The sequence below is a fragment of the Telluria sp. ZB2R32 genome (assembly GCF_059685715.1).
Genome location: NZ_JCASIG010000003.1, coordinates 287783 through 308812 on the forward strand (window position 1 = coordinate 287783; position 21030 = coordinate 308812).

Annotated in this window: 18 protein-coding genes; 10 read left to right on the plus strand and 8 right to left on the minus strand. The window is 65.6% G+C overall.

The features are described 5' to 3' along the window. Positions 1–298: 298 nt before the first annotated feature. Genes AC56LG_RS10670 through AC56LG_RS10690 form a run of 5 tightly spaced genes read right to left on the minus strand, consistent with a single transcriptional unit; the run spans position 299 to position 4701 of the window. Positions 299–1636, minus strand: coding sequence for a sulfite reductase subunit alpha (locus tag AC56LG_RS10670; RefSeq protein ID WP_497166089.1), 1338 nt, complete (start codon positions 1634–1636; stop codon positions 299–301). Then, a complete protein-coding gene (locus AC56LG_RS10675) occupies positions 1633–2637 on the minus strand; it encodes an FAD:protein FMN transferase (protein ID WP_497166090.1) in 1005 nt (334 codons plus the stop codon). The genes AC56LG_RS10670 and AC56LG_RS10675 overlap by 4 nt, the downstream gene beginning before the upstream one ends. Positions 2638–2645: 8 nt before the next feature. After that, complete coding sequence (locus AC56LG_RS10680) at positions 2646–3470, minus strand: DUF4198 domain-containing protein (RefSeq protein ID WP_497166091.1); 825 nt, start codon at positions 3468–3470, stop codon at positions 2646–2648. 9 nt (positions 3471–3479) lie between these two features. After that, the gene (locus tag AC56LG_RS10685; RefSeq protein WP_497166092.1) at positions 3480–3992 is read right to left on the minus strand and encodes a DUF2271 domain-containing protein; all 513 of its coding nucleotides are present in this window, start codon (positions 3990–3992) and stop codon (positions 3480–3482) included. 43 nt (positions 3993–4035) lie between these two features. Further along, the gene (locus AC56LG_RS10690) at positions 4036–4701 is read right to left on the minus strand and encodes a PepSY-associated TM helix domain-containing protein (protein ID WP_497166093.1); all 666 of its coding nucleotides are present in this window, start codon (positions 4699–4701) and stop codon (positions 4036–4038) included. A 291-nt stretch (positions 4702–4992) separates the two neighbouring features. Here AC56LG_RS10690 and AC56LG_RS10695 point away from each other — a divergent pair, with 291 nt between their 5' ends. The 6 genes from AC56LG_RS10695 (at position 4993) to AC56LG_RS10720 (ending at position 13039) form a co-directional block, all read left to right on the plus strand. Continuing rightward, on the plus strand, positions 4993–7857 hold the full coding sequence (locus tag AC56LG_RS10695) for a 2-oxoglutarate dehydrogenase E1 component (protein WP_497166094.1): 2865 nt from the start codon (positions 4993–4995) through the stop codon (positions 7855–7857). Positions 7858–7945: 88 nt separating this feature from the next. After that, positions 7946–9214: a 2-oxoglutarate dehydrogenase complex dihydrolipoyllysine-residue succinyltransferase gene (gene odhB / locus AC56LG_RS10700; protein WP_497166095.1), complete on the plus strand. Its 1269-nt coding sequence runs from the start codon at positions 7946–7948 to the stop codon at positions 9212–9214. Between the two features lie 78 nt (positions 9215–9292). Continuing rightward, on the plus strand, positions 9293–9685 hold the full coding sequence (locus tag AC56LG_RS10705) for a PspC domain-containing protein (RefSeq protein ID WP_497166096.1): 393 nt from the start codon (positions 9293–9295) through the stop codon (positions 9683–9685). Then, positions 9682–11115: a dihydrolipoyl dehydrogenase gene (gene lpdA / locus AC56LG_RS10710; RefSeq protein WP_497166097.1), complete on the plus strand. Its 1434-nt coding sequence runs from the start codon at positions 9682–9684 to the stop codon at positions 11113–11115. The genes AC56LG_RS10705 and lpdA overlap by 4 nt, the downstream gene beginning before the upstream one ends. A 132-nt stretch (positions 11116–11247) precedes the next feature. Continuing rightward, entirely contained in the window at positions 11248–12345 is a 1098-nt protein-coding gene (zapE, locus tag AC56LG_RS10715; protein WP_497166098.1) for a cell division protein ZapE, read from the plus strand. Between the two features lie 19 nt (positions 12346–12364). Next, positions 12365–13039, plus strand: coding sequence for a hypothetical protein (locus AC56LG_RS10720; RefSeq protein ID WP_497166099.1), 675 nt, complete (start codon positions 12365–12367; stop codon positions 13037–13039). A 37-nt stretch (positions 13040–13076) separates the two neighbouring features. Here AC56LG_RS10720 and AC56LG_RS10725 read toward each other — a convergent pair whose 3' ends face one another. Beyond that, positions 13077–13868 carry a PP2C family protein-serine/threonine phosphatase gene (locus AC56LG_RS10725; protein ID WP_497166100.1) on the minus strand — a complete coding sequence of 264 codons (792 nt, stop codon included), beginning with the start codon at positions 13866–13868 and terminating at the stop codon, positions 13077–13079. Next, positions 13865–14053, minus strand: a complete 189-nt coding sequence (locus tag AC56LG_RS10730; RefSeq protein WP_497166101.1) for a hypothetical protein — start codon at positions 14051–14053, stop codon at positions 13865–13867. Before AC56LG_RS10730 ends, AC56LG_RS10725 begins: the two co-directional genes overlap by 4 nt. Here AC56LG_RS10730 and AC56LG_RS10735 point away from each other — a divergent pair. Then, positions 14052–14252 carry a YdcH family protein gene (locus tag AC56LG_RS10735; RefSeq protein ID WP_056333185.1) on the plus strand — a complete coding sequence of 67 codons (201 nt, stop codon included), beginning with the start codon at positions 14052–14054 and terminating at the stop codon, positions 14250–14252. The two genes, AC56LG_RS10730 and AC56LG_RS10735, sit on opposite strands and share 2 nt — an antisense overlap. Positions 14253–14292: 40 nt before the next feature. After that, on the plus strand, positions 14293–16323 hold the full coding sequence (yoaA, locus tag AC56LG_RS10740; protein WP_497166102.1) for a DNA repair helicase YoaA: 2031 nt from the start codon (positions 14293–14295) through the stop codon (positions 16321–16323). A gap of 270 nt (positions 16324–16593) precedes the next feature. Here the strand turns inward: yoaA and AC56LG_RS10745 are convergent, their stop codons facing one another. Next, positions 16594–17568, minus strand: a complete 975-nt coding sequence (locus AC56LG_RS10745) for an NADPH:quinone oxidoreductase family protein (RefSeq protein WP_497166103.1) — start codon at positions 17566–17568, stop codon at positions 16594–16596. Positions 17569–17745: 177 nt separating this feature from the next. Between AC56LG_RS10745 and AC56LG_RS10750 the strand changes: the two genes are divergently transcribed. Continuing rightward, complete coding sequence (locus AC56LG_RS10750; protein ID WP_497166416.1) at positions 17746–18354, plus strand: toll/interleukin-1 receptor domain-containing protein; 609 nt, start codon at positions 17746–17748, stop codon at positions 18352–18354. Between the two features lie 8 nt (positions 18355–18362). Continuing rightward, positions 18363–20981 (plus strand): tetratricopeptide repeat protein, encoded by a 2619-nt coding sequence (locus AC56LG_RS10755; RefSeq protein WP_497166104.1) that lies wholly within the window; start codon positions 18363–18365, stop codon positions 20979–20981. The last annotated feature ends 49 nt before the right edge of the window (positions 20982–21030 follow it).

Here is a 21030-nt window from a genome sequence, read left to right on the forward strand (position 1 = left end):
GTTTGACTGACGAGCATTCTAGTGAAGATGTTAAGATATGTAAACGAGAATCGTTATCATTCGCGTTCCTATTTTGTGGCTTGTCGGGTCGTCGCGGTCGACGGTCTTGCGGAGGCGGTATGCCAAGGGATGAGCACGTACGCGTGGGTATGCCACCCTACGGTGGAGGTTTGTTTTGGCGTTCCAGGTATTCCGATACACCACTGGCCCATGTGTAACGTAGGGCGGGCATGCCCGCGTCAGGCAGATGCGTAACCCGCGGCGCGACCGGTGGCTGCTTGCGCGGGCAGGACGTCGATCAGTAAACGTCGCGCCGATAGCGCCCCTGCGCGGCCAGCGCATCGAGCGCGTCAGCCCCCATCGCAGCGCCCAACGCCTCGTGCACACCGCTCGCCATCCCCTGCAGGCTGCCGCAGACATAGATCGCCGCCCCACGCGCAATCCATGCACGCAGGTCGTCGCCGCGCTCGGCCAGCAGGTGCTGCACGTAGCGCGGACCGCCATCGTCACGCGAAAAGGCGAGGTCGAGGTGGGTGAGGGCGCCGGCCTTCCGCCAGGCGTCGAGTTCTTCGCGCAGCAGGAAGTCGTGGCGGGCGTTGCGTTCGCCGAATACCAGCCAGTTGTCGTGCACCCCGGCGTCGATGCGCGCCCTGAGCAGGGCGCGCAGGCCGGCGAGACCCGTGCCGTTGCCGATCAAGATCAAGGGGCGCGCAGCGTTCTCGCCGAGGCGGAAGCGCGCATGGGCACGCACCCGCAGCGCGATGGTCGCGTCGAGACCGGCGTCGAGGCAGAGCCAGCCGGAGGCGGCGCCGGCGCTGCCATCGGCATGCTGCTGCAGGCGCACCAGCAGTTCGATGCGTCCTTCGTGGGGCACCGAGGCGATCGAGTATTCGCGCGGCTGCGCTGGGTCGGCCGGGGCGCAGACCTGCACCAGGTCGCCCGCCTCCCAGTCGGGCAGGGCGCCGGCGCGCGGCACCAGGGCGATGCGGTACAGCGGGGCGCCGGCGCTGCCGGGATTGAGCAGGACCCGTTCGGCAATGCGCCATTCGCCGTAGGCCGGTGCTTCCCAGTCGGGCAGGTCGCTGGTGCCGGCCAGGTGGCTCAACTGGTGCTGCCAGGCGGCGATGGCATCCGGGTTGCCGCGGTCGACGTCGATGCGCTCGAACAGGGCGGTGGCGCCGTGCGCCCCCAGCCAGGCGTCGAGGGCGCGGCCGAAGCCGCAGTAGTTGGCGTAGCTGCTGTCGCCCAGCGCCAGCACGGCGTAGTGCAGGTGCGACAGGTCGGGTGCGCCGGCCATGGTCACGCCGGCGAAGCGCGCGGCGGTGTCGGGCGAATCGCCCTCGCCATAGGTGCTGGCGATGAACAGGACGCGGGTGGCGCCGGCCAGCGTGGCGGCGTCCAGGTTCGAGACGCACACGGCGCGCGCCGACAGCCCGCCGGTGGCCAGGGTGGCGGCGGTCTGCCGCGCCAGGTAGTCGGCATTGCCGGTCTGGCTGGCGTAGACCACCAGCCAGTCGGCGGTGCCCGCAGTCGCCGCGGCGACGGGCCTGCGCAGCATGGCCGCGCACAGGCCGCCCCAGGCGGCGATCAGGGTGAGGGCGCCGGCCCAGCGCGCGGGGTCGATGGTGAGCATCATTGCAGCATGGCCTGGTAGGCCTGCGTCGTCAGTTCGTCGAGGCCGCCGCGGCGGCGCAGCAGCAGGCGCGCGGCGAGATGGCGTTCTTCGGCAAACGCCAGGCCCGCTTCCGCGCCGAGCACGGTGATGGTGGTGGAGAGCGCATCGGCCGCCATGCAGCGCGGGTGCAGTACCGTGCAGGAAGCAACGTCGTTGGCGACGGGATAGCCGCTGCGCGGGTCGAGCGTGTGCGAGGCGCGCAGCGCGCCGTGTTCAAAATAGCGGCGGTAGTCGCCGGAAGTGGCGACCGCCAGGCCGTGCAGGGCGGCGACCGTCGGCGTGCTGTCCAGGCCGGGCACACCCTCGAGCGTGACCCACCAGGGCTGGCCATCGGGCTTCATGCCGGCCCCGCGCAGCTCGCCGCCGATCTCGACCACGTAATGGCGCACGCCGTGCTGTTCCAGGCACCAGGCGAGGCGGTCGACGGCGTAGCCTTTCGCGATGGACGAGAAGTCGAGCAGGGCGCCGCCGGGCTGCAGCAGGCGCGCGTTGGCACGGTCGAATTCGGGGTGCAAGGCAGCGCGTCGCGCCAGCACGGCGTGCACCGCGTCGGGCGCCGGCGCATAGAAATCCGTCTGGTTGTAGCGCCGCTCGGGACCGAAACCCCACAGGTTCACCAGGGCGCCGGCGAAGGGATCGTAAGCGCCGCCGCTGTCTTGGGCCACCTGCAGTGCATAGTCGAGCACTTCCACGAAGCGCGGCGGCAGCGCGTGCCAGCTGCCGCCTGGGGAACAGTTGTAACGGCCAAGCACGGAGTCCGATTCCCAGTGGCTCATCTCGGCGACGATGCCGTCGAGTTCAGCCTGCATCTGCTGCCCGAGATCGCTGCGCACGCCGGGCGGCTGCAGCAGACGCGTCGACCAGCTCGTTCCCATGGTCGATCCCGACGCCTCGTACAGCACGCTGCCGCCGGGGATGGCGACAGGGTCGATGGCGAGCGGAATGAGAACGATGTTCTGCAAAGGAAACTTTACTCCGGCAAGGCTTCGAGCGTGGCGGTATAAGCGTAGCGCTTGCTCTCCGCCGGCCCCGTGTCCGGCGCGCCCTTGCCCGGATTCGGCGGGTAGGCCGCGTTCATCCAGTACATGTTGGCGGCCGGCAGCTTGAAGCTGGCTTCGCCCCTGGCGTCCGTCGTCAGGCGGATTTCGTTGGCCACGCCGCGGTAGCGCACGCCGCCCGGTACCAGGCTGAACGGCAGGTTCGGCAGCGGTTTGCCATCCAGCAGGAAGCGCACGCGCATGGTTTCGTTGGCGCGCAGGTCGTTCGGGTGGGTCAGCGGCACCATTTCCAGGCCGGCGTTGGTCGGCTTGAGCGCGCCTTCGCTGGGCGTGTGGTTGGTGACGAAGGTTTCGATACGCTGGTGGGTCAGCGTCTTGCGCACGTCGGTGGCGCCGGCCGGCACCTGCCTGGCGAAGTCCGCCTCGCTGCCGCGGAAGCGTTTCACTTCATTGCCAATCTTGTAGCTGCCCATGGCATTGTTGCTGACCAGGGCGATGCGGTAGGTGCCTTCCTGCGGCAGCGGCAGGTCGATCGAGGAGCGCATCTTGCCCATCACGGCGGCCGGGGCCGGCGCGGTGGAGCCGTCGGGGGCGGTGACGGTGACGCCGTCCATGCGCAGCGGCATGTGGTCGACGTCGAACAGGCCTTCCGAGACGGCGCCGTCGATCGTGACCCAGCCCTTGTCTTCGACGATGGTCGAGGTCGGCAGCATCCACGGACGGTGGGCGCTGGCCGCGCCGGCGGTGGCGAGCAGGATCAGGCCGAGTACACCATGTTTGATGAATGAGTTATTCACGATGCTTCCTTATTGGATGTTGAGGGAGACAGCGCCGAGCTCTTCCTTGCCGTTGGCGCTGGCCGCGACCTTGCCCTTGGCCGGCAGCGTGAACGGCACGCGCACCAGTTCGCGTCCGCCCGCTTCGCGCGCGGCTTCGACGACCAGCTTGTAGTCGCCGGCCGGCAGCTTGTCGATGCCGGTTTTCGCCGGGCCAAAACTCAAGGTATGGGTGCCGGCGGCGCGGGTGGCGCCGGAAACGCCGTCGATCGGCAATTGGGCTTCGCGGCCCGCTTTGCGCCACCAGGTGCGCATGTCCTTTACCCATTTCTCGCCGGCATTGTCCTTCTTCTTGACGTCGTACAGCACGGCCAGCGTGGAGGCAACGGCGCCGTCGCCCTTTTCGATCCACATCGCGACATATGGCTTGTGGTATTCGGCCACGTTCAGTTGCGGCAGTTCGAATTTCACCGACAGGTCGGCAGCCACGGCGCCGCCCGAGATCAGGGGCAGGGCAAGGGCGAGCGAGGGAGACAGTTTCATGCAATGCCTTCTATATAGAGGTGGTAGACGAAGAGATGGAGAATCAATGAATGAACAGCAGCGCCAGCACGGCCGGCAGCACGATGCCGAAGCCGATCACGGGCCAGGTCGACGGCCGGTTGGCGGCATGGATCTTCATGATCAGGAAACCGGTGATGCAGAACACCAGGCAGGCGAATGCGAAGATGTCGATGAACCAGCTCCACACCGGGCCGGTATTGCGGCCCTTGTGCAAATCGTTAAGCCAGGAAATGGCGCCGCGCGAGGTGACTTCGTATTCGGCGGTCCCCTCGAAGCTGACGCGCAGCCAGGCGTCGCCGCCCGGACGCGGCAGGGCGATGTAGGCGTCTTCCTCGCTCCATTCGGCCGAGCGCCCGCGCAGGTCGACCGGGAAGGCGCTGTTGGCCCATTCGGCCAGCTGTTGCGGCACCGGCGCCTCGGCGTCGGCGTGCTGTTCGGCATAGCTGCGCAGGTCGGGCAGCAGCACCGCCGGCACCGTTGCCTTGCTGCGCGTGACCTCGGGTTTGGCTTCGATTTGCGCCGCATGGTTCAGCGTGAAGCCGGTAATGCTAAAAAGCAACATCGTCATCAGGCAGATGGCCGAACTGATCCAGTGCCACTGGTGCAGCGTCCTCAGCCACAGCGAGCGCCGCGCACCGGGCATGGCGGGCGCAGACGGGGCGGAGCGCGGCGGGTTCTGGACAGACATGCAAGATTCCTGTTGAGTACACAACGCAAATGATAACTATTATCATTTAGGTGGTCAACAAAATTCAGTCCACGCCTTATGCGGGCCGTATGTTGCGTTACAATAGCCCGGTCTTGCGTATCCGTCAGGTGACTGTTGCGCAATGACATGAGGTGGCGAGAAACTCCCGCCCCATCTGTCCTTCCCCCCACAACTTGAGTAGTAGTGCGATCCGCTAACCGGTCAGGCCGTGTCGCGGAAGGTTAGATTAACCCGCCAAACTCGCGAAGCGCGAAGAAAAGGTGAGCAAGAATGATGCAACAACAATTTGCAAACTCGTACCTGTTCGGCGGTAATGCGCCGTACGTGGAAGAGTTGTACGAAGCCTATCTGAACAATCCAGGCTCGGTGCCCGACAACTGGCGCGCCTATTTCGACAGCATGCAGAACGTGCCTGCGGTCGACGGCAGCTCGCGTCCCGACGTGATCCACTCCTCGGTCATCGCCTCGTTCGCCGAGCGCGCCAAGCAGGGCCCGATCCGCACCGTGACCGCCAGCGCCGGCGAAGCCGACCCGGAAATGGCACGCAAGCGCGTCGCCGCGACCCAGCTGGTCGCCGCCTACCGCAATCTTGGTTTGCGCTGGGCCAACCTGGACCCGCTGCAGCGCCAGGAGCGTCCACCGATCCGTGAACTCGATCCGTCGTTCTACGGTTTCACCGACGCCGACCTCGACACCCAGTTCAACATCAGCAATACCTATTTCGGCGGCGACAGCGCATCCCTGCGCGACCTGCTGCAAATGCTGCGCGACACTTACTGCCGCTCGATCGGTGCGGAGTTCATGTACGTCAGCGACCCGACCGAAAAGCGCTGGATCCAGGAGCGCCTGGAGTCGATCCGTTCGACCCCGACCTTCACGGCCGAGAAGAAGCGCCACATCCTCGAGCGCCTGACGGCCGCCGAAGGCCTGGAGCGCTACCTCCACACCAAATACGTCGGCGCCAAGCGCTTCTCGCTCGAAGGCGGCGAGTCCTTCATCGCCTCGATGGACGAAACCATCCAGCGCGCCGGTGAAAAAGGCGTGCAGGAAATCGTCATCGGCATGGCCCACCGCGGCCGCCTGAACGTGCTGGTCAATACCCTCGGCAAGGCGCCGTCGGAGCTGTTCGAAGAATTCGAAGGCAAGCACGCCGACGACCTGCCGTCGGGCGACGTCAAGTACCACCAGGGCTTCTCGAGCGACGTCTCGACCCCGGGCGGCCCGGTCCACCTGTCGCTGGCGTTCAATCCTTCCCACCTGGAAATCGTCAACCCGGTCGTCGAAGGTTCGGTCAAGGCGCGCATGGAACGCCGCGGCGACCGCAAGGGCAAGCAAGTGCTGCCGATCCTGGTGCACGGCGACGCCGCATTTGCCGGCCAGGGCGTGGTCATGGAAACCCTGAACCTGGCGCAGACCCGCGGCTACGGCACGGGCGGCACGGTCCACATCGTCATCAACAACCAGATCGGCTTCACCACCTCCGACCCGCGCGACGCCCGTTCGACGCTGTACTGCTCGGACGTCGTCAAGATGATCGAAGCGCCGGTGCTGCACGTCAATGCCGACGATCCTGAAGCCGTTGTTCTTGCTACGCAAATTGCACTCGATTACCGCGTCGAGTTCGGCAAGGACGTCGTGGTCGACATCATCTGCTACCGCAAACTGGGCCACAACGAGCAGGACACGCCTGCGCTGACCCAGCCGCTGATGTACAAGAAGATCGCCAAGCACCCGGGCACCCGCAAGCTGTACGCGGAAAAGCTGGCCACGCAGGGCACCATCGCCGCCGACGAAGGCGACAAGCTGGTCGCCGCCTTCCGCGACGCGATGGACGCCGGCAAGCACACGGTCGACCCGGTGCTGACCAACTTCAAGAACCAGTTCGCCGTCGACTGGGCGCCGTTCCTGAACAAGAAGTGGACCGACGCGGCCGATACCGCCGTGCCGCTGACCGAACTGAAGCGCCTGGCCGAACGCATCACCAAAGTGCCGGAAGGCTTCAAGCCGCACTCGCTGGTCGACAAGGTGCTGGCCGACCGCGCCACCATGGGCCGCGGCGAAATGAACCTCGACTGGGGCATGGGCGAACATTTGGCCTACGCGTCGCTGCTGTCGTCGGGCTATGCGATCCGCCTGTCGGGCCAGGACGCCGGCCGCGGCACCTTCGTGCACCGCCACGCCGTGCTGCACGACCAGAATCGCGAGCGCTGGGACCAGGGCATCTACCTGCCGCTGGCCAACGTGTCGGACAACCAGGCACAGTTCACCGTGATCGACTCGGTGCTGTCGGAAGAAGCGGTGCTCGGCTTCGAGTACGGTTATTCGACCGCGGAACCGAACACGCTGACGATCTGGGAAGCCCAGTTCGGCGACTTCGTCAACGGCGCGCAAGTCGTGATCGACCAGTTCATCGCTTCGGGCGAAGTGAAGTGGGGCCGCGCTTCGGGCCTGGTCATGATGCTGCCGCACGGCTACGAAGGCCAGGGTCCGGAACACTCGTCGGGCCGCATCGAGCGCTTCCTGCAACTGTGCGCGGACAACAACATGCAAGTCGTGCAGCCGACCACGGCCGCGCAGATCTTCCACCTGCTGCGCCGCCAGATGGTGCGCCAGTTCCGCAAGCCGCTGGTCATCTTCACGCCGAAGTCGCTGCTGCGTAACAAGGACGCCGGCTCGCCGCTGACCGACCTGGCCAAGGGCGCCTTCCAGACCGTCATCGGCGAAACCGACGACAAGATCGAAGCCTCGAAGGTCAAGCGCGTGATCGTCTGCTCCGGCAAGGTCTATTTCGACCTGGTCAACGCACGCAAGACGCGCGGTGTGTCCGACGTCGCGATCATCCGCATGGAACAGATGTACCCGTTCCCGCACAAGTCGTTTAGCGCCGAACTGAAGAAATTCAGCAACGCGACCGAAGTCGTGTGGGCACAGGACGAGCCGCAAAACCAGGGTCCGTGGTTCCAGATCCAGCACAACATCTTCGAAAACATGGACGAAGGTCAGCGCCTGGCATACGCCGGCCGTCCGGCCTCGGCGGCTCCGGCTGTCGGCTACTCGGACAAGCACGTGGCGCAGCAGAAGGAATTGCTCGACACGGCGTTCTCGAAGCTCAAGGGCTTCATCCTGACTAAGTAATATCGTCCAGCGAAAACCGGTCGCCGCAAGGCGCCCGGTTTTTTAGCTTGTTTTCAAGACAGTACAAAATAATTAAACGGAGTTTTACATGGCACAAATCGAAGTCAAGGTCCCGCAACTGTCGGAATCGGTCGCTGAAGCAACCCTGCTGTCCTGGCACAAGAAGGTCGGCGAGCCGATCGGTCGCGACGAAAACATGATTGACATCGAAACCGACAAGGTGGTCCTTGAACTGCCGGCGCCAAGCGCAGGCGTGATCGTGCAACTGCTGAAAGCCGATGGCGCCACCGTCGTTGCCGGCGAAGTCATCGCCATCATCGATACCGAAGCTTCGGCACAGACCAGCCCGCTGGCAGTCAAGGCGATCCCGTCGGCCGCACCGAACGCACCGATCGAAACCGCTGCCGCTGCACCTGCACCAGCTGCCGCCACCGGTGGCGCGATGTCGGGCGTGGCGATGCCTGCCGCCGCCAAGATCCTGGCCGACAACAACATGAGCGCCGCCGGCATGGACGGCTCGGGCCGCGACGGCCGCGTGACCAAGGGCGACGCCCTGAACGCGGTTGCCAACAAGCCGGCTGCTGCGCCAGCCACCGCACCAGCTGCTCCAAAGCCAGCGCTGCAGCAAGTGGCCGCACCGGTCGCACAACTGGGCGACCGTCCGGAAGAGCGCGTGCCGATGAGCCGCCTGCGCGCCCGTATCGCCGAGCGCCTGCTGCAATCGCAGTCGACCAACGCCATCCTGACCACGTTCAACGAAGTCAACATGGCGCCGGTGATGGATCTGCGCGCCAAGTACAAGGACAAATTCGAGAAAGAGCACGGCGTCAAGCTGGGCTTCATGTCCTTCTTCGTCAAGGCTGCCGTTGCCGCACTGAAGAAATACCCGATCCTGAACGCATCGGTCGACGGTAACGACATCGTCTACCACGGCTACTTCGACATCGGTATCGCCGTCGGTTCGCCGCGCGGCCTGGTGGTGCCGATCCTGCGCAACGCCGACCAGATGTCGATCGCCGAGATCGAGAAGAAGATCGGCGAATTCGGCCAGAAGGCGAAAGAAGGCAAGCTGACCCTGGAAGACCTGTCGGGCGGTACCTTCTCGATCTCGAACGGCGGCACCTTCGGGTCGATGCTGTCGACTCCGATCATCAACCCACCGCAGTCGGCCATCCTGGGCGTGCACGCAACGAAAGACCGCGCTGTCGTCGAAAACGGCCAGATCGTCATCCGTCCAATGAACTACCTGGCGATGTCGTATGACCACCGCATCATCGACGGCCGCGAAGCCGTGCTGGGCCTGGTCGCGATGAAGGATGCGCTGGAAGATCCGGCACGCCTGCTGCTGGACTTGTAATTCCCGTTGTAGAAGTCATGTCAGGAAGTGGACGCGCCCGATTCGCGGCGCGTCCACTTAACATTGGGAGCACCCACCATGATCTCAGATGAAATCCGGCGCTTGCACGAACTGCACCAGGCCGGTGCATTGACCACCGACGAGTTTGAACGCGCCAAGGCCAAAGTCCTGGCCGGCGCCAACCCGAACGAACGCGTCAATCTGAACAAGGATGGCAGCGGTAGCAACAGCAGCGGCTACGGCTTCACTACCCGCAACGGCGCCGGCGACTTTTCGTCGCTGCGCCGCTCGCGCGCCGACCGCTGGCTCGGCGGCGTGTGCGGCGGCCTGGCCGGCACCCTGGGCCTGGACGCCTGGATCTGGCGCCTGCTCTTTGCCGTGTTCACCATCCTCACCTCCGGATTCGGAGCGCTGGTGTATCTCCTGATGTGGATTTTTGTCCCAGAAGAACAATTAAGGAATCATTCATGAGTAACGAAAAACAATTCGACGTCGTCGTCATCGGTGGCGGTCCTGGCGGCTACATCGCGGCAATCCGCGCGGCCCAGCTGGGTTTCAAGGTTGCCTGTATCGACGAGTGGAGCAACGCAGCCGGCAAGCCTGCCCCAGGCGGCACCTGCACCAACGTCGGTTGCATCCCCTCGAAAGCGCTGCTGCAGTCGTCGGAACACTTCGAACACGCCGGCCACGCCTTCGCCGAGCACGGCATCAACGTGTCGGGCCTGGAACTGAACCTGCCGCAAATGCTCAAGCGTAAGGATTCGGTCGTCAAGGCGAACAACGACGGCATCCTGTACCTGTTCAAGAAGAACAAGGTGTCCTTCTTCCACGGCCGCGGCGCGTTCGCCGGCACCGCGGAAGGCGGCTACACCATCAACGTCACCGGCCCGACCACGGACACGCTGACTGCGAAGAACGTGGTGGTTGCTACTGGTTCGAATGCACGCCAGCTGCCGGGCGCGGAATTCGACGAGAAACTGATCCTGTCGAACACCGGCGCACTGGCGATCGACGCCGTGCCGGGCAAGCTCGGCGTGATCGGCGCCGGCGTCATCGGCCTGGAAATGGGTTCGGTCTGGCGCCGCGTCGGTGCCGACGTCACCGTGCTGGAAGGCCTGCCGACTTTCCTCGGCGCCGTCGACGAGCAGATCGCCAAGGAAGCCCATAAACTGTTCACCAAACAGGGCTTGAAGATCAACCTGGGCTGCAAGATCGGTGCCATCACCAAGGGCGAGAACGACGTCACGGTGGCCTACGCCGACGCGACCGGCGCCGAGCAGACCGCCACCTTCGATCGCCTGATCATCTCGATCGGCCGCGTGCCGAACACCATCGGCCTGAACGGCGAATCCGTCGGCCTGCCGCTGGACGAGCGAGGCTTCATCATCGTCGACGACGAATGCCGCACCAGCCTGCCGGGCGTGTGGGCGGTCGGCGACGTCGTGCGCGGCCCGATGCTGGCGCACAAGGCCGAGGAAGAGGGCGTTGCGGTTGCCGAGCGTATCGCCGGCCAGCACGGCCACGTCAACTTCAACACGATTCCATGGGTGATCTACACCTCGCCGGAAATCGCCTGGGTCGGCAAGACCGAGCAGCAACTGAAAGCCGAAGGCGTGGCATACAAGGCCGGCACCTTCCCGTTCCTGGCCAACGGCCGCGCGCGCGCTCTGGGTGACACCTCGGGCATGGTGAAATTCCTGGCCGACGCGACCACGGACGAAATCCTGGGCGTGCACATCGTCGGTCCGGTCGCATCGGAACTGATCTCGGAAGCCGTGGTCGCGATGGAATTCAAGGCGTCGTCGGAAGACATCGCCCGCATCTGCCACGCGCACCCGTCGCTGTCGGAAGCCGTGAAGGAAGCGGCGCTGGCGGTGGACAAGCGTTCGCTGAATTTCTAAGCAATACCGTAGGGTGGGCACTTGTGCCCACGCGGTGATACGTACCGGCTCCGTGATCGTGTTCGACGATCTCGCCGTCGCGTATCACCGCGTGGGCATGAATGCCCACCCTACGTTTTACGACTGCGTCAAATGAACGTCCAAGAGTACTACCAGCACGCCCTCACCGAGCGCGGCTTCACTTCCGACCCCGCCCAGCAGGCCGCGGTCGACCGCCTCCAGCAGGCGTACGACGACTGGGTCCAGTACAAGGCCCAGCGGTCGTCCGCTTTCAAGCGCCTCCTCAACCGTCCCGACGTGCCGAAGGGCGTCTACATGTGGGGCGGGGTGGGGCGCGGCAAGTCCTTCCTGATGGACTCCTTCTATTCCGTGGTCCCGGTGGTGCGCAAGACGCGCCTGCACTTCCACGAATTCATGCGCGCCGTGCATGGCCAACTCGATGAACTGAAAGGCGTGGCCGATCCGCTCGACGAAGTCGCCAAGCGCATCGCCAGGAAGTACCGCCTGATCTGCTTCGACGAATTCCACGTTTCCGACATCGCCGATGCGATGATCCTGTACAACCTGCTCTCGGCCCTGTTCAACAATGGCGTCAGCTTCGTCATGACCTCGAACTACGAGCCGTCGACGTTGTATCCGGACGGCCTGCACCGCGACCGTATGTTGCCGACGATCAGGCTGTTGCAGGAAAAGCTCGACATCCTGAACGTCGACGCCGGCAACGACTACCGCAAGCGCGCGATGGAACAGGTGCAGGCGTATTACACGCCGCTCAACGCCACCTCGGACCGCATGCTGCGCGAAGCCTATGCCAAGGTCGCCGACACCGCCGACGAAAGCCCGATCGTGCACATCGAGAAGCGCGAGATCCGCGCGCTGCGCCATGCGGGCGGCGTGATCTGGTTCGATTTCGCGACCCTGTGCGGTGGGCCGCGCTCGCAGAACGATTACCTGGAACTGGCCACGCGTTTTCATACCGTGATCCTGTCCGGCATCCCGGCCATGTCGGCCGGGCAGTCGTCGGAAGCGCGCCGCTTCACCTGGCTGATCGACGTGTTCTACGACCACAAGGTCAAGCTGATCATGTCGGCGGCGGTCGAACCGGAAGAACTCTATACGCAGGGTATGCTGGCGAACGAATTCCACCGTACCGTCTCGCGTATCATCGAAATGCAGTCGCGCGAATACATGCTGGCCGAACGGCGTGGCGCGGCCGATGCGATTGCCTAAAAGAACAACAGGGAAAAAGATGATACGAGCACAACGCATGTTGCGCCATGGCGGCGCATTCCTGGTGGCGGCCTTGCTGGCCGCCTGCGGCACCCAGCGTCCCGCCGCCGTGAGCACACCTCCCGCGCCGACCACCTCGGTGGCCCAGGCCAACACGCGCCTGGCCGACGTGGCTGCCGAACGCGCCGCCATCGAAGCGCGCCATGCCGAACGGGAAATCGTCTGTTACGAGAAATTCTTCGTCAATAACTGCCTCGAAGAAGCCAAGGAACGGCGCCGCAGCGCGCTGGCCGCCCAGCGCGCGATCGAGATCGAAGCCGAATATTTCCTGCGCAAGAACAAGGTCGACGAGCGCGACAAGGCGATGGCCGAAGCCGAGGCCAGGTTCCAGGCCGAGGAAGCCGCAGCAGCCGCCGAGCCTGCCGCGGCGCCGAAGGCGATCAGCCCGGTGCCGCCGCCGCGTCCTTCGTCGGTGCCCGACCGCATCGCCAAACGCAATGCCCGCGCGGCCCAGGAAGCAGCGGCCGAGCCGGCCAACGCCGCCGCCCGCGCCGCGAATGCCGCCGCGTTCGAAGAGCGCCGCCGCAAATCCGAAGAGCGCCAGCGCGAAGTCGCCCAGCGCAAGGCCGAACGCGACGCCAAACGCGCCGCGCAGCAAGCCGAGAAAGACAAGGCGGCCGCGCCAACCCGCTGAATCGATAAGGCCCGGCGCGCTGCGCGCCGAGCCTTTATTAACCTCGCGGTACCCCGAACGCTCCCACGCCCTCCGGCAACGCCTTTACCAGCTTCACGATCACCATCGAGCAATTCCCGCCTTTGCCCTGGGACCGCTCTGCCGCCTTGCTGATCAACATCTCCGACGCCTGGCGCGGCGTCGAGCGCGTCAGCGCCGCGCCCAGCTCCGCATCGGTAAAGAAATGCCACAGGCCGTCCGAGCAGAGCAGGAACTGGTCGCCCGGCGCCATCCCCATCTGCCAGCCGACCGTCACGAACGGTTCCTTGCGGCTATTGCCCAGCACATTGAGCAGCATCTTCGAGCGGCGGTGGTTGCGCGCCGCCTCGGGCGGCAGCTTGTCCGCCACCAGTTGCTCGATATAGGCGGCGTCGTCGGTACGCAGCCCCGGTTCGCCATTCTCGAAGCGGTACAGGCGCGAGTCGCCCACGTGGGCCCAGACCGCTTCGCCGTGCGGCGAGATCAGCAGGCCGACGAAACTGGCGTGCGCTTCCTCGCCGGTGGTGACCGCGTTCATCTTGATGACGAGGTGGGTTTCCTGGACGATATCGCGCAGCAGTTGGGCCAGGCGTTCCGGGTTCGGCGTGTCGCCCGGCTTGAAGCTGTCGAACACTTGCTTGGCCGTATGCAGCACCTGGTCGGCGCCGGCCGGGCCGTTCAGGCCGTCGGACAGCAGCGCCAGTACGTGGCCCGGGGCCCTGGCGCCGGTCAGCAGGGCAACCCGGTCGTTTTGCCGCGGACGGTTGCCGATGTGTTGCGCGGTTCCCGCTTCGATCTTGAAGAGATTCATAAACTTTGATGCTTTCCGTGGCTTGGGAGCCGATCTTTGTTGGCGGCAACCTCTTGGTAGATTAAACTATGCACCGAGAAGCCCCAGAGTTGCAAGCCCATAGGTTCATTACGGAACAGCGCTTCGCCGCCGTCCCGCCGCCACCCGCCCTCGTTGTTGAAAAACTCGTTTGGAACCGCCATCATGACCGATGTCCAAGACATCCAGCGCCGCATTATTGAACTCGACGTCGAGCACCGCGACCTGGACGCAGTCATTGCCATGCTGACCGCGGACGGCCATGCCGACCAGCTCCAACTGCGCCGCCTGAAAAAGCGTAAACTGCAGCTGAAAGACCATATCACCCTGCTGAAAATGCAACTCGTGCCGGACGTGCCGGCCTGATTGCTGTTCGGCCCGCATTCAAGCGCACCATCATTTCATTTTGACAGATCATCTTCCCGTGCCCGGCGCCGCCGGCGCCGACCTCCCTGCCGACCACCCGCCGCAAGCGCCAGCCGGCAAGTACGATGCCGAGCTCGACCGCCTGTTCGGGATCGGCGGCCCGCTTGCGCCCGCCGTCGGCACCTTCAAGCCGCGTACCTCGCAGACCGAGATGGCGAAAGCCATCGCCACCGCGATCGACGGCCAGAAAGTCCTCATGGCCGAGGCCGGCACCGGCACCGGCAAGACCTTCGCCTACCTCGTCCCGGCACTGCTGTGGGGGGGCAAGACGATCGTCTCGACCGGTACCAAGAACTTGCAGGACCAGTTGTTCCTGCGCGATATCCCGACCATCCGCCAGGCCCTCAAGGCCCCCGTGTCGGTGGCACTGCTCAAGGGCCGCTCGAACTACGTCTGCCACTTCCACCTCGAGCGCACGCTGCAGAACGGCCGCCTGACCTCGCGCGACGACGTCGGCCACTTGCGCGAAATCTCGCGCTTCATCAAGATGACCAATTCCGGCGACAAGGCGGAACTGGCCAAGGTGCCGGAAACCGCCTCGGTCTGGAACCTGGTGACGTCCACGCGCGATACCTGCATGGGCGCCGAGTGCCAGTACTACCAGGATTGCTTCGTCATGAAGGCGCGAAGGGAAGCGCAGCAGGCCGATGTGGTCGTGGTCAACCACCACCTGTTCTTTGCCGACGTGGCTTTAAAAGATACCGGCGTCGCCGAGCTGCTGCCGTCGGCCAACACCGTGATCTTCGACGAGGCGCACCAGCTGCCCGATACCGCGACCCTGTTCTTCGGCCAGTCGGTCTCGACCTCGCAAGTGCTGGAACTGTGCCGCGACGTGCTGGCCGAGGGCCTGGCCCATGCGCGCGGCCCCGATTGGGCCAAGACCGTGACCGTGGTCGAAAAGGCGGCGCGCGACCTGCGCCTGACCTTCCCCGAGGGCGGCACGCGCATGTCGCTGCCGCAAGTGCCGCCGACCTCCGCCTTCTTCCCGGCGCTGCAGACGCTGAAGGACGAGCTCGACGGCCTGATCGACGTACTCGAAGAGCAAGCCCAGCGCGCCGAAACGCTGGAAGCCTGCCGCGTGCGCGCGGTCGAATTGAAGGCATCCTACGACGCCTGGAAGGCCGATCCGAAGGCCAAGGTGCCCGAGGGCGAGGCGGCGGTGCTGTGGGTCGAGGCCTTTGCCTCGTCGCTGCAGTTGCACAAGACGCCGCTGTCGATCGCGCCGATCTTCCAGAACCAGCGCGAAGGCACGCCGCGCACCTGGATCTTCACTTCGGCGACGCTGGCGGTGAAGAACGACTTCAAGCACTTTGCCGACCAGATGGGCCTGACCGGCGAACCGGCGCTGACCTGGCCGAGCCCGTTCAACTACGGCGAGCAGGGCGTGCTGTACGTGCCGACCGGAATGCCGGAACCTAATTCGATGGGCTACACCGACGCCGTGGTCGATTGCGCACTGCCGGTGATCGAGGCGGCCGGCGGGCGTACCTTCTTCCTGTGCACGACGATCCGCGCCGTGAACCGCGTCGCCGAACGCCTGCGCGCCGAATTCGAGGCGCGCGGACTCGCGTTCCCGCTGTTCGTGCAGGGCGAGCGCGGGCGTACCGAACTACTCGATTCGTTCCGGAGCGCCGGCAACGCCGTGCTGGTCGGCAGCCAGAGTTTCTGGGAAGGCGTCGACGTGCGCGGCGACGCGCTCTCGCTCGTCATCATCGACAAACTGCCCTTCGCCCCGCCCGACGACCCGGTGCTGGCGGCGCGCATCGAGGTGATGGAAAAGCAGGGCATGAACGGCTTCATGCATCACCAGTTGCCGGAAGCGATCATCACCCTGAAGCAGGGCGCGGGACGGCTGATTCGCGACGTGGATGACCGCGGCGTGCTGATGATTTGCGATCCGCGCCTGATCAGCAAGCCGTATGGGCGACGGATCTGGCAGAGCCTGCCGCCGTTCAAGCGGACGCGGGTGCAGGAAGAGGTGATTCAGTTCTTCAAACCGGCTGCCGAATAACCGTACTGTCTGCTATATACCTGTAGAGGTTGTGAAAAAATCGTCAGGGCAAGGCGCGCCGCCGAAGACAGTACGTGGGTACGGCAAGGCGGCGCAACGCCGCCATGGCGATTTTTTCACAACCTCGTAGGGTGGGCGGCTCGTAATTCAGGCCATTGGCCTGAATCACCCCACGCGGTGATCGTTATCGGCTCCGCTAACGCGCCGGATGATCTTGCTGCTAACTATCACCGCGTGGGCGGGGGACCCGCCCACCCTACGTCCCTTCGATCACGGGACGATGACCACTTTCCCGGTCACCTTGCGCGCGGCCATGTCGTTCAACGCCTGCGCAGTGTCCGCCAGCGCATAGCGCTTCGACACCAGCGGCTTGAGTTTGCCCTCGGCCATCCAGCCCAGCATCTCGCGCATCGCGGCCAGGTTCATCTGCGGCTCGCGGCGCGCGAAATCGCCCCAGAACACGCCGACCACCGAGGCGCTTTTCAGCAGCATCAGGTTCCAGGGCAGCTTCGGAATGTCGCCGGCCGCGAAGCCGATCACCAGGTGGCGGCCGCGGTAGGCGATCGACCGCAGCGCCGGTTCGCTGTAGGGGCCGCCGACCGGGTCGTAGATCACGTCCGGACCCTTGCCATTCGTTGCCGCTTTCAGCGCCTCGCGCAGGTCTTCCTGCGTGTAGTCGATCAAGACGTCGGCGCCGTGTTCGCGGCATACCGCCAGCTTGTCGGCGCTCGAGGCGGCCGCGATCACGCGCGCACCCAGCGCCTTGCCGATCTCGATCGCCGCCAGCCCGACGCCGCCGGCCGCGCCCAGCACCAGCATCGTTTCGCCGGCCTTCAATTGGCCGCGATCGACCACCGCATGGTGCGAGGTGCCGTAGGTGAGGGTGATCGCGGCGGCGGTGTCGAAATCCATGCCGGGTGGCATCGGCATCAGGACCGTGGCGGGCGCCAGCGCCTGTTCGGCAAAAGCGCCGGTCTGGGTAAAGCCGATCACGCGGTCGCCCACCGCGACGCCGCGCACGTCGTCGCCGACAGCGCGCACTACGCCGGCGAACTCGTTGCCGGGCGTGAACGGCAGTGGCGGTTTCACCTGGTACTTGCCCTGCACCGTCAGCACGTCGGGGAAATTCACCCCGGCCGCGCGCACGTCGACGGCGACCTGGCCGGGGCCGGGCACGAGGTCGGGCAGCTCCTGCAGTTCGAGACTATCGGCCGGACCCCAGTCCTTGCAAACCATTGCTTTCATTCCATCTCCTCCTGTTGGTGTTAATTGTCCGTTTAATTATGCCTCACGGAATCGTATTGCTGGCAATGCGCCTGCGAGACCGATGCGTTTGTGCGCCCGCAAAATGACGAGGGAACGCGACGCTAGAGTGATGGATGCGTCTGCGGGCCGGCAGGCGTCTTGACGAGGGGAATGGCAATGGCAATCCGGTACGGCTGCTTTTTCAGCTACGCCCATGGAAAACACGCGTTGATGCAGCGCTTCAAGACGGCGCTGGCGGACGCGTTGCACTGCTATCTCGAACCCTATTTCGACACCGAGGAGGAACTTTTCGTCGATACCGAGCAGCTCGGCGGCGGGGACGACCTCGACCACAAGATCGCGCGCGCGATGTGCGAGAGCGTGTGCATGGTCCTGATCTACACCCCCAAATACGAAGCGCACGCTTACACGCGGCGCGAATACGAGGCGATGCGCCTGATTGAGGCCGAGCGTAGCAAATGGTACACGCTGCCCAGCCACCTGATCATCCCGGTCATCATGACCCAGCACCCCGATCGGCTACCGCCGCAGATTTCGAACTCGACCTTCTATGTGGATTTTTCGCATTTCACGATGGCCACGGCCGACCTGAAATCGAACCCCGATTTTCTGCCCGATATCGGCAAGATGGTGAAACGGATCGCCACCCATTACCAGTACCAGAAAATGTACACACCTCCTGGGCATGACTGCAACCAATTCGTGCTCCCCGATGTCCCACCAGAGTGGCGTGCCGTCCCGGATCTCACTTTCCCGAAAAAATGAGGAGCTCCATGGAAATTAACCGTTTGACGTTGCCGCCGATCGGCGGTTCCGGCGAAGTGACCACCTTCTACAGCTTCGAAAGCGGCGCCGCGCGCAGCATCGCACTGGCCGACAGCGCCGTGCTGCTGGCAGGGCGCCAGAATGCGACCACGCCGGTGCTGATGATCGACTGGGATACCGAAGCGCCCGGCCTGCACCACCTGTTTCCGATCCGCGACGAGCGCTACGCCAGCCACGAGCACGCGCGCACCGACGACCGCGGCGGCCTGCTTCATGCCGGCCGCGCCGCGCCAGGCCGGCATGAAGCAGGGCGCAGCGACGTCCGTCCCGAGGGCGCGCGTCCCGGCCTGCTCGAATATTTCGAGGCTTGCCGCGAACAGCTCAAGGCCCTCGGGCGCACCGGCGGCGGCGACCATGAAGAGCGCGCCCGGCTGGTGCTCGATGCGATCGATTGGGAAGCCTATGTCGAGCGCGTCGACCAGAGCCGCACGCTGTACCTGATGCGGGCGGGCTGCTTCGACGACAGTTACGGCGAACGCGCCGACCGCATGGATTGGGACGGCCTGTTCGCGGCCTGTCCGGCCCTGTTCCGCGCCTTTGCCGCGCACCTGACGCGCCATTTCCGCCACGTGCTGATCGACTGCCGCGGCGGGCGTTCGGCGGCGGTGAGCGTCTGCACCACGTTGCTGCCCGACCGCCTGGTCGGCCTGTTCACGCCGAACGGCCGCAGCCTCGAAGGGCTTGCCGGCGTCGTCACGCGCGCCATCGACTACCGCTGCAGCCATGAGGAAGCCCAGCGTCCGCTGTTGGTGTATCCGGTGCCTTGCGGCGTCGATGGCGTCGATGCCGAGCGCCGCCTGCAGTGGCGCCGCGGCGACCCGCAGAAAGGTGTCGCCGGCTACCAGCCGCGGCTCGAACAGCTGCTGCGCGATTGCTACGGGCTGGCGCAGATCTCGCTCGACAGCTATCTCGACGAAGTGCAGATGCATGGTGCCATCGCCTGCGGCGCCGCCCAGCACCTCGGCACGCTGCCGGAACGCGACGGCGACCGCCTGTCGCAAACCCGCGCCATCGAGGCGCTGCTCGGCTGGGCGGCGGCGGGGCGCTTCCCGTGGCAGTCGCGTCTCGAAATCGACCTGCTCGACGCGGTCGAGGCCGCGCGCGCGCGCCTGGCCGCCGGCGAGCGGCGTGGCGGCGCGCCGTCGGCGTTCGACCCCAACGCGGTGCTGCTGGCGCGCGAACTGCTGCGCCTGGGCGAACTGTACCTGCACGGCGGGCGCCTGGCCGGCGCCTGCGACTGCTTCGCCGAGAGCACCACGCTGCGCCAGCGCCTGCTCGGCGACGACCATCCCGACACCCGCGCCAGCCGCGCCGCGCTGGCCGCCGTGTTGCGCGACAGCGGCCAGCTGGCCCAGGCGCGCCAGCAATACGAAGCGCTGCTTGAACGCAGCCTGGCCGTGGCCGGGGCCGACCATCCGGAAACCCTGGCCGCGCGCTCGGGCCTGGCCGCCACGCTGGCGCGCCAGGAAGAGTTCGGCGCCGCCCTCGGCCTGCACGACCTGGTGCTCGACGCCTGCGAGCGCCTGTACGGACCCGACCACATCGCCACGCTCGACGCGGTGGCCGGCCAGGCCCGTACCCTGGCGCTGCAGGGCGAGTATTCGCGCGCGCGCATGCTCTACGAGCGCGTGCTCGAAGGAAGGCAGCGCATGCTCGGCACCGAACACGAAGACACGCTGCGCTGCACCCAGCAACTGGCCGCGCTGTTGCGCGACATGGGCGACCTCGGCAATGCGCGCAAGCTGCAGGAGAGCGTGGTGCGGGTGCGCGAACGCCAGGCCGGGATGGACGCGGCACTGACCTTGCAGGCGCGCGAGGCGCTGGCCGAGATCTTCGCCGCCCAGGGCGACCTGGGCGCGGTGCGCGACATGCAGCAGTCGCTCGCCATGGCGCGCGAACGGCGCCTCGGTTCCGAACATCCCGATACCCTCGGCGTGCTGCTGCGGCTGGCCTCGACGCTGAGCCAGCAGGGCGAACTCGAGGAAGCACGGCGCCTGCAGCAGCACGTGGTCAACCTGCACGAACGCCTGCGCGGCATGGACGACCAGGAAACCCTGCGCAGCAAGCAGATGCTGGCGCAAACGCTGTCGAGCCAGGGCAACAGCGCCGCCGCGCGCCGCCTCGAGCAAAGCGTGGAGGAGGGCAACCGCCTGATACAGATGCGCGCGATGTCGTCCGGTCCCCACGACGCGCTGGCCGACGCCGGATTCTCCTGGCTTCCGCCTCCGAGCCTGCCCGGCCTGAAGGAAGGGCCAAGGCGCACGCCCGCCGGACCGCCCGGGGCGGCGGCCGACGAGCCGCTCGAGCACAAGCTCGGGCAGTTGCACAAGCTGGTCGAGGAAGGGCAGGCCAGGGAAGCGCGCCAGCTCGCCGACCGGCTGCGCGAACTCATCCTGCATCCGACGGTTGCCCAGCCGCTGCGGCGGCGCGGGGTGGCGCTGATCAAGCAGGTCTACCAGGACGACGGCGACAAGGATGCGCTACTGGCCTTTGCCCAGGATGAGGTCGCGTTGCTGGAAGGCGCGCTGATCGAGGCATCCGGCGGCCGTCCGCTGGCGCTGCGCTGAGGATAGCGAAGATGCGGGTTTGACAATTTCCGGACGCGGCCTCGTTCCG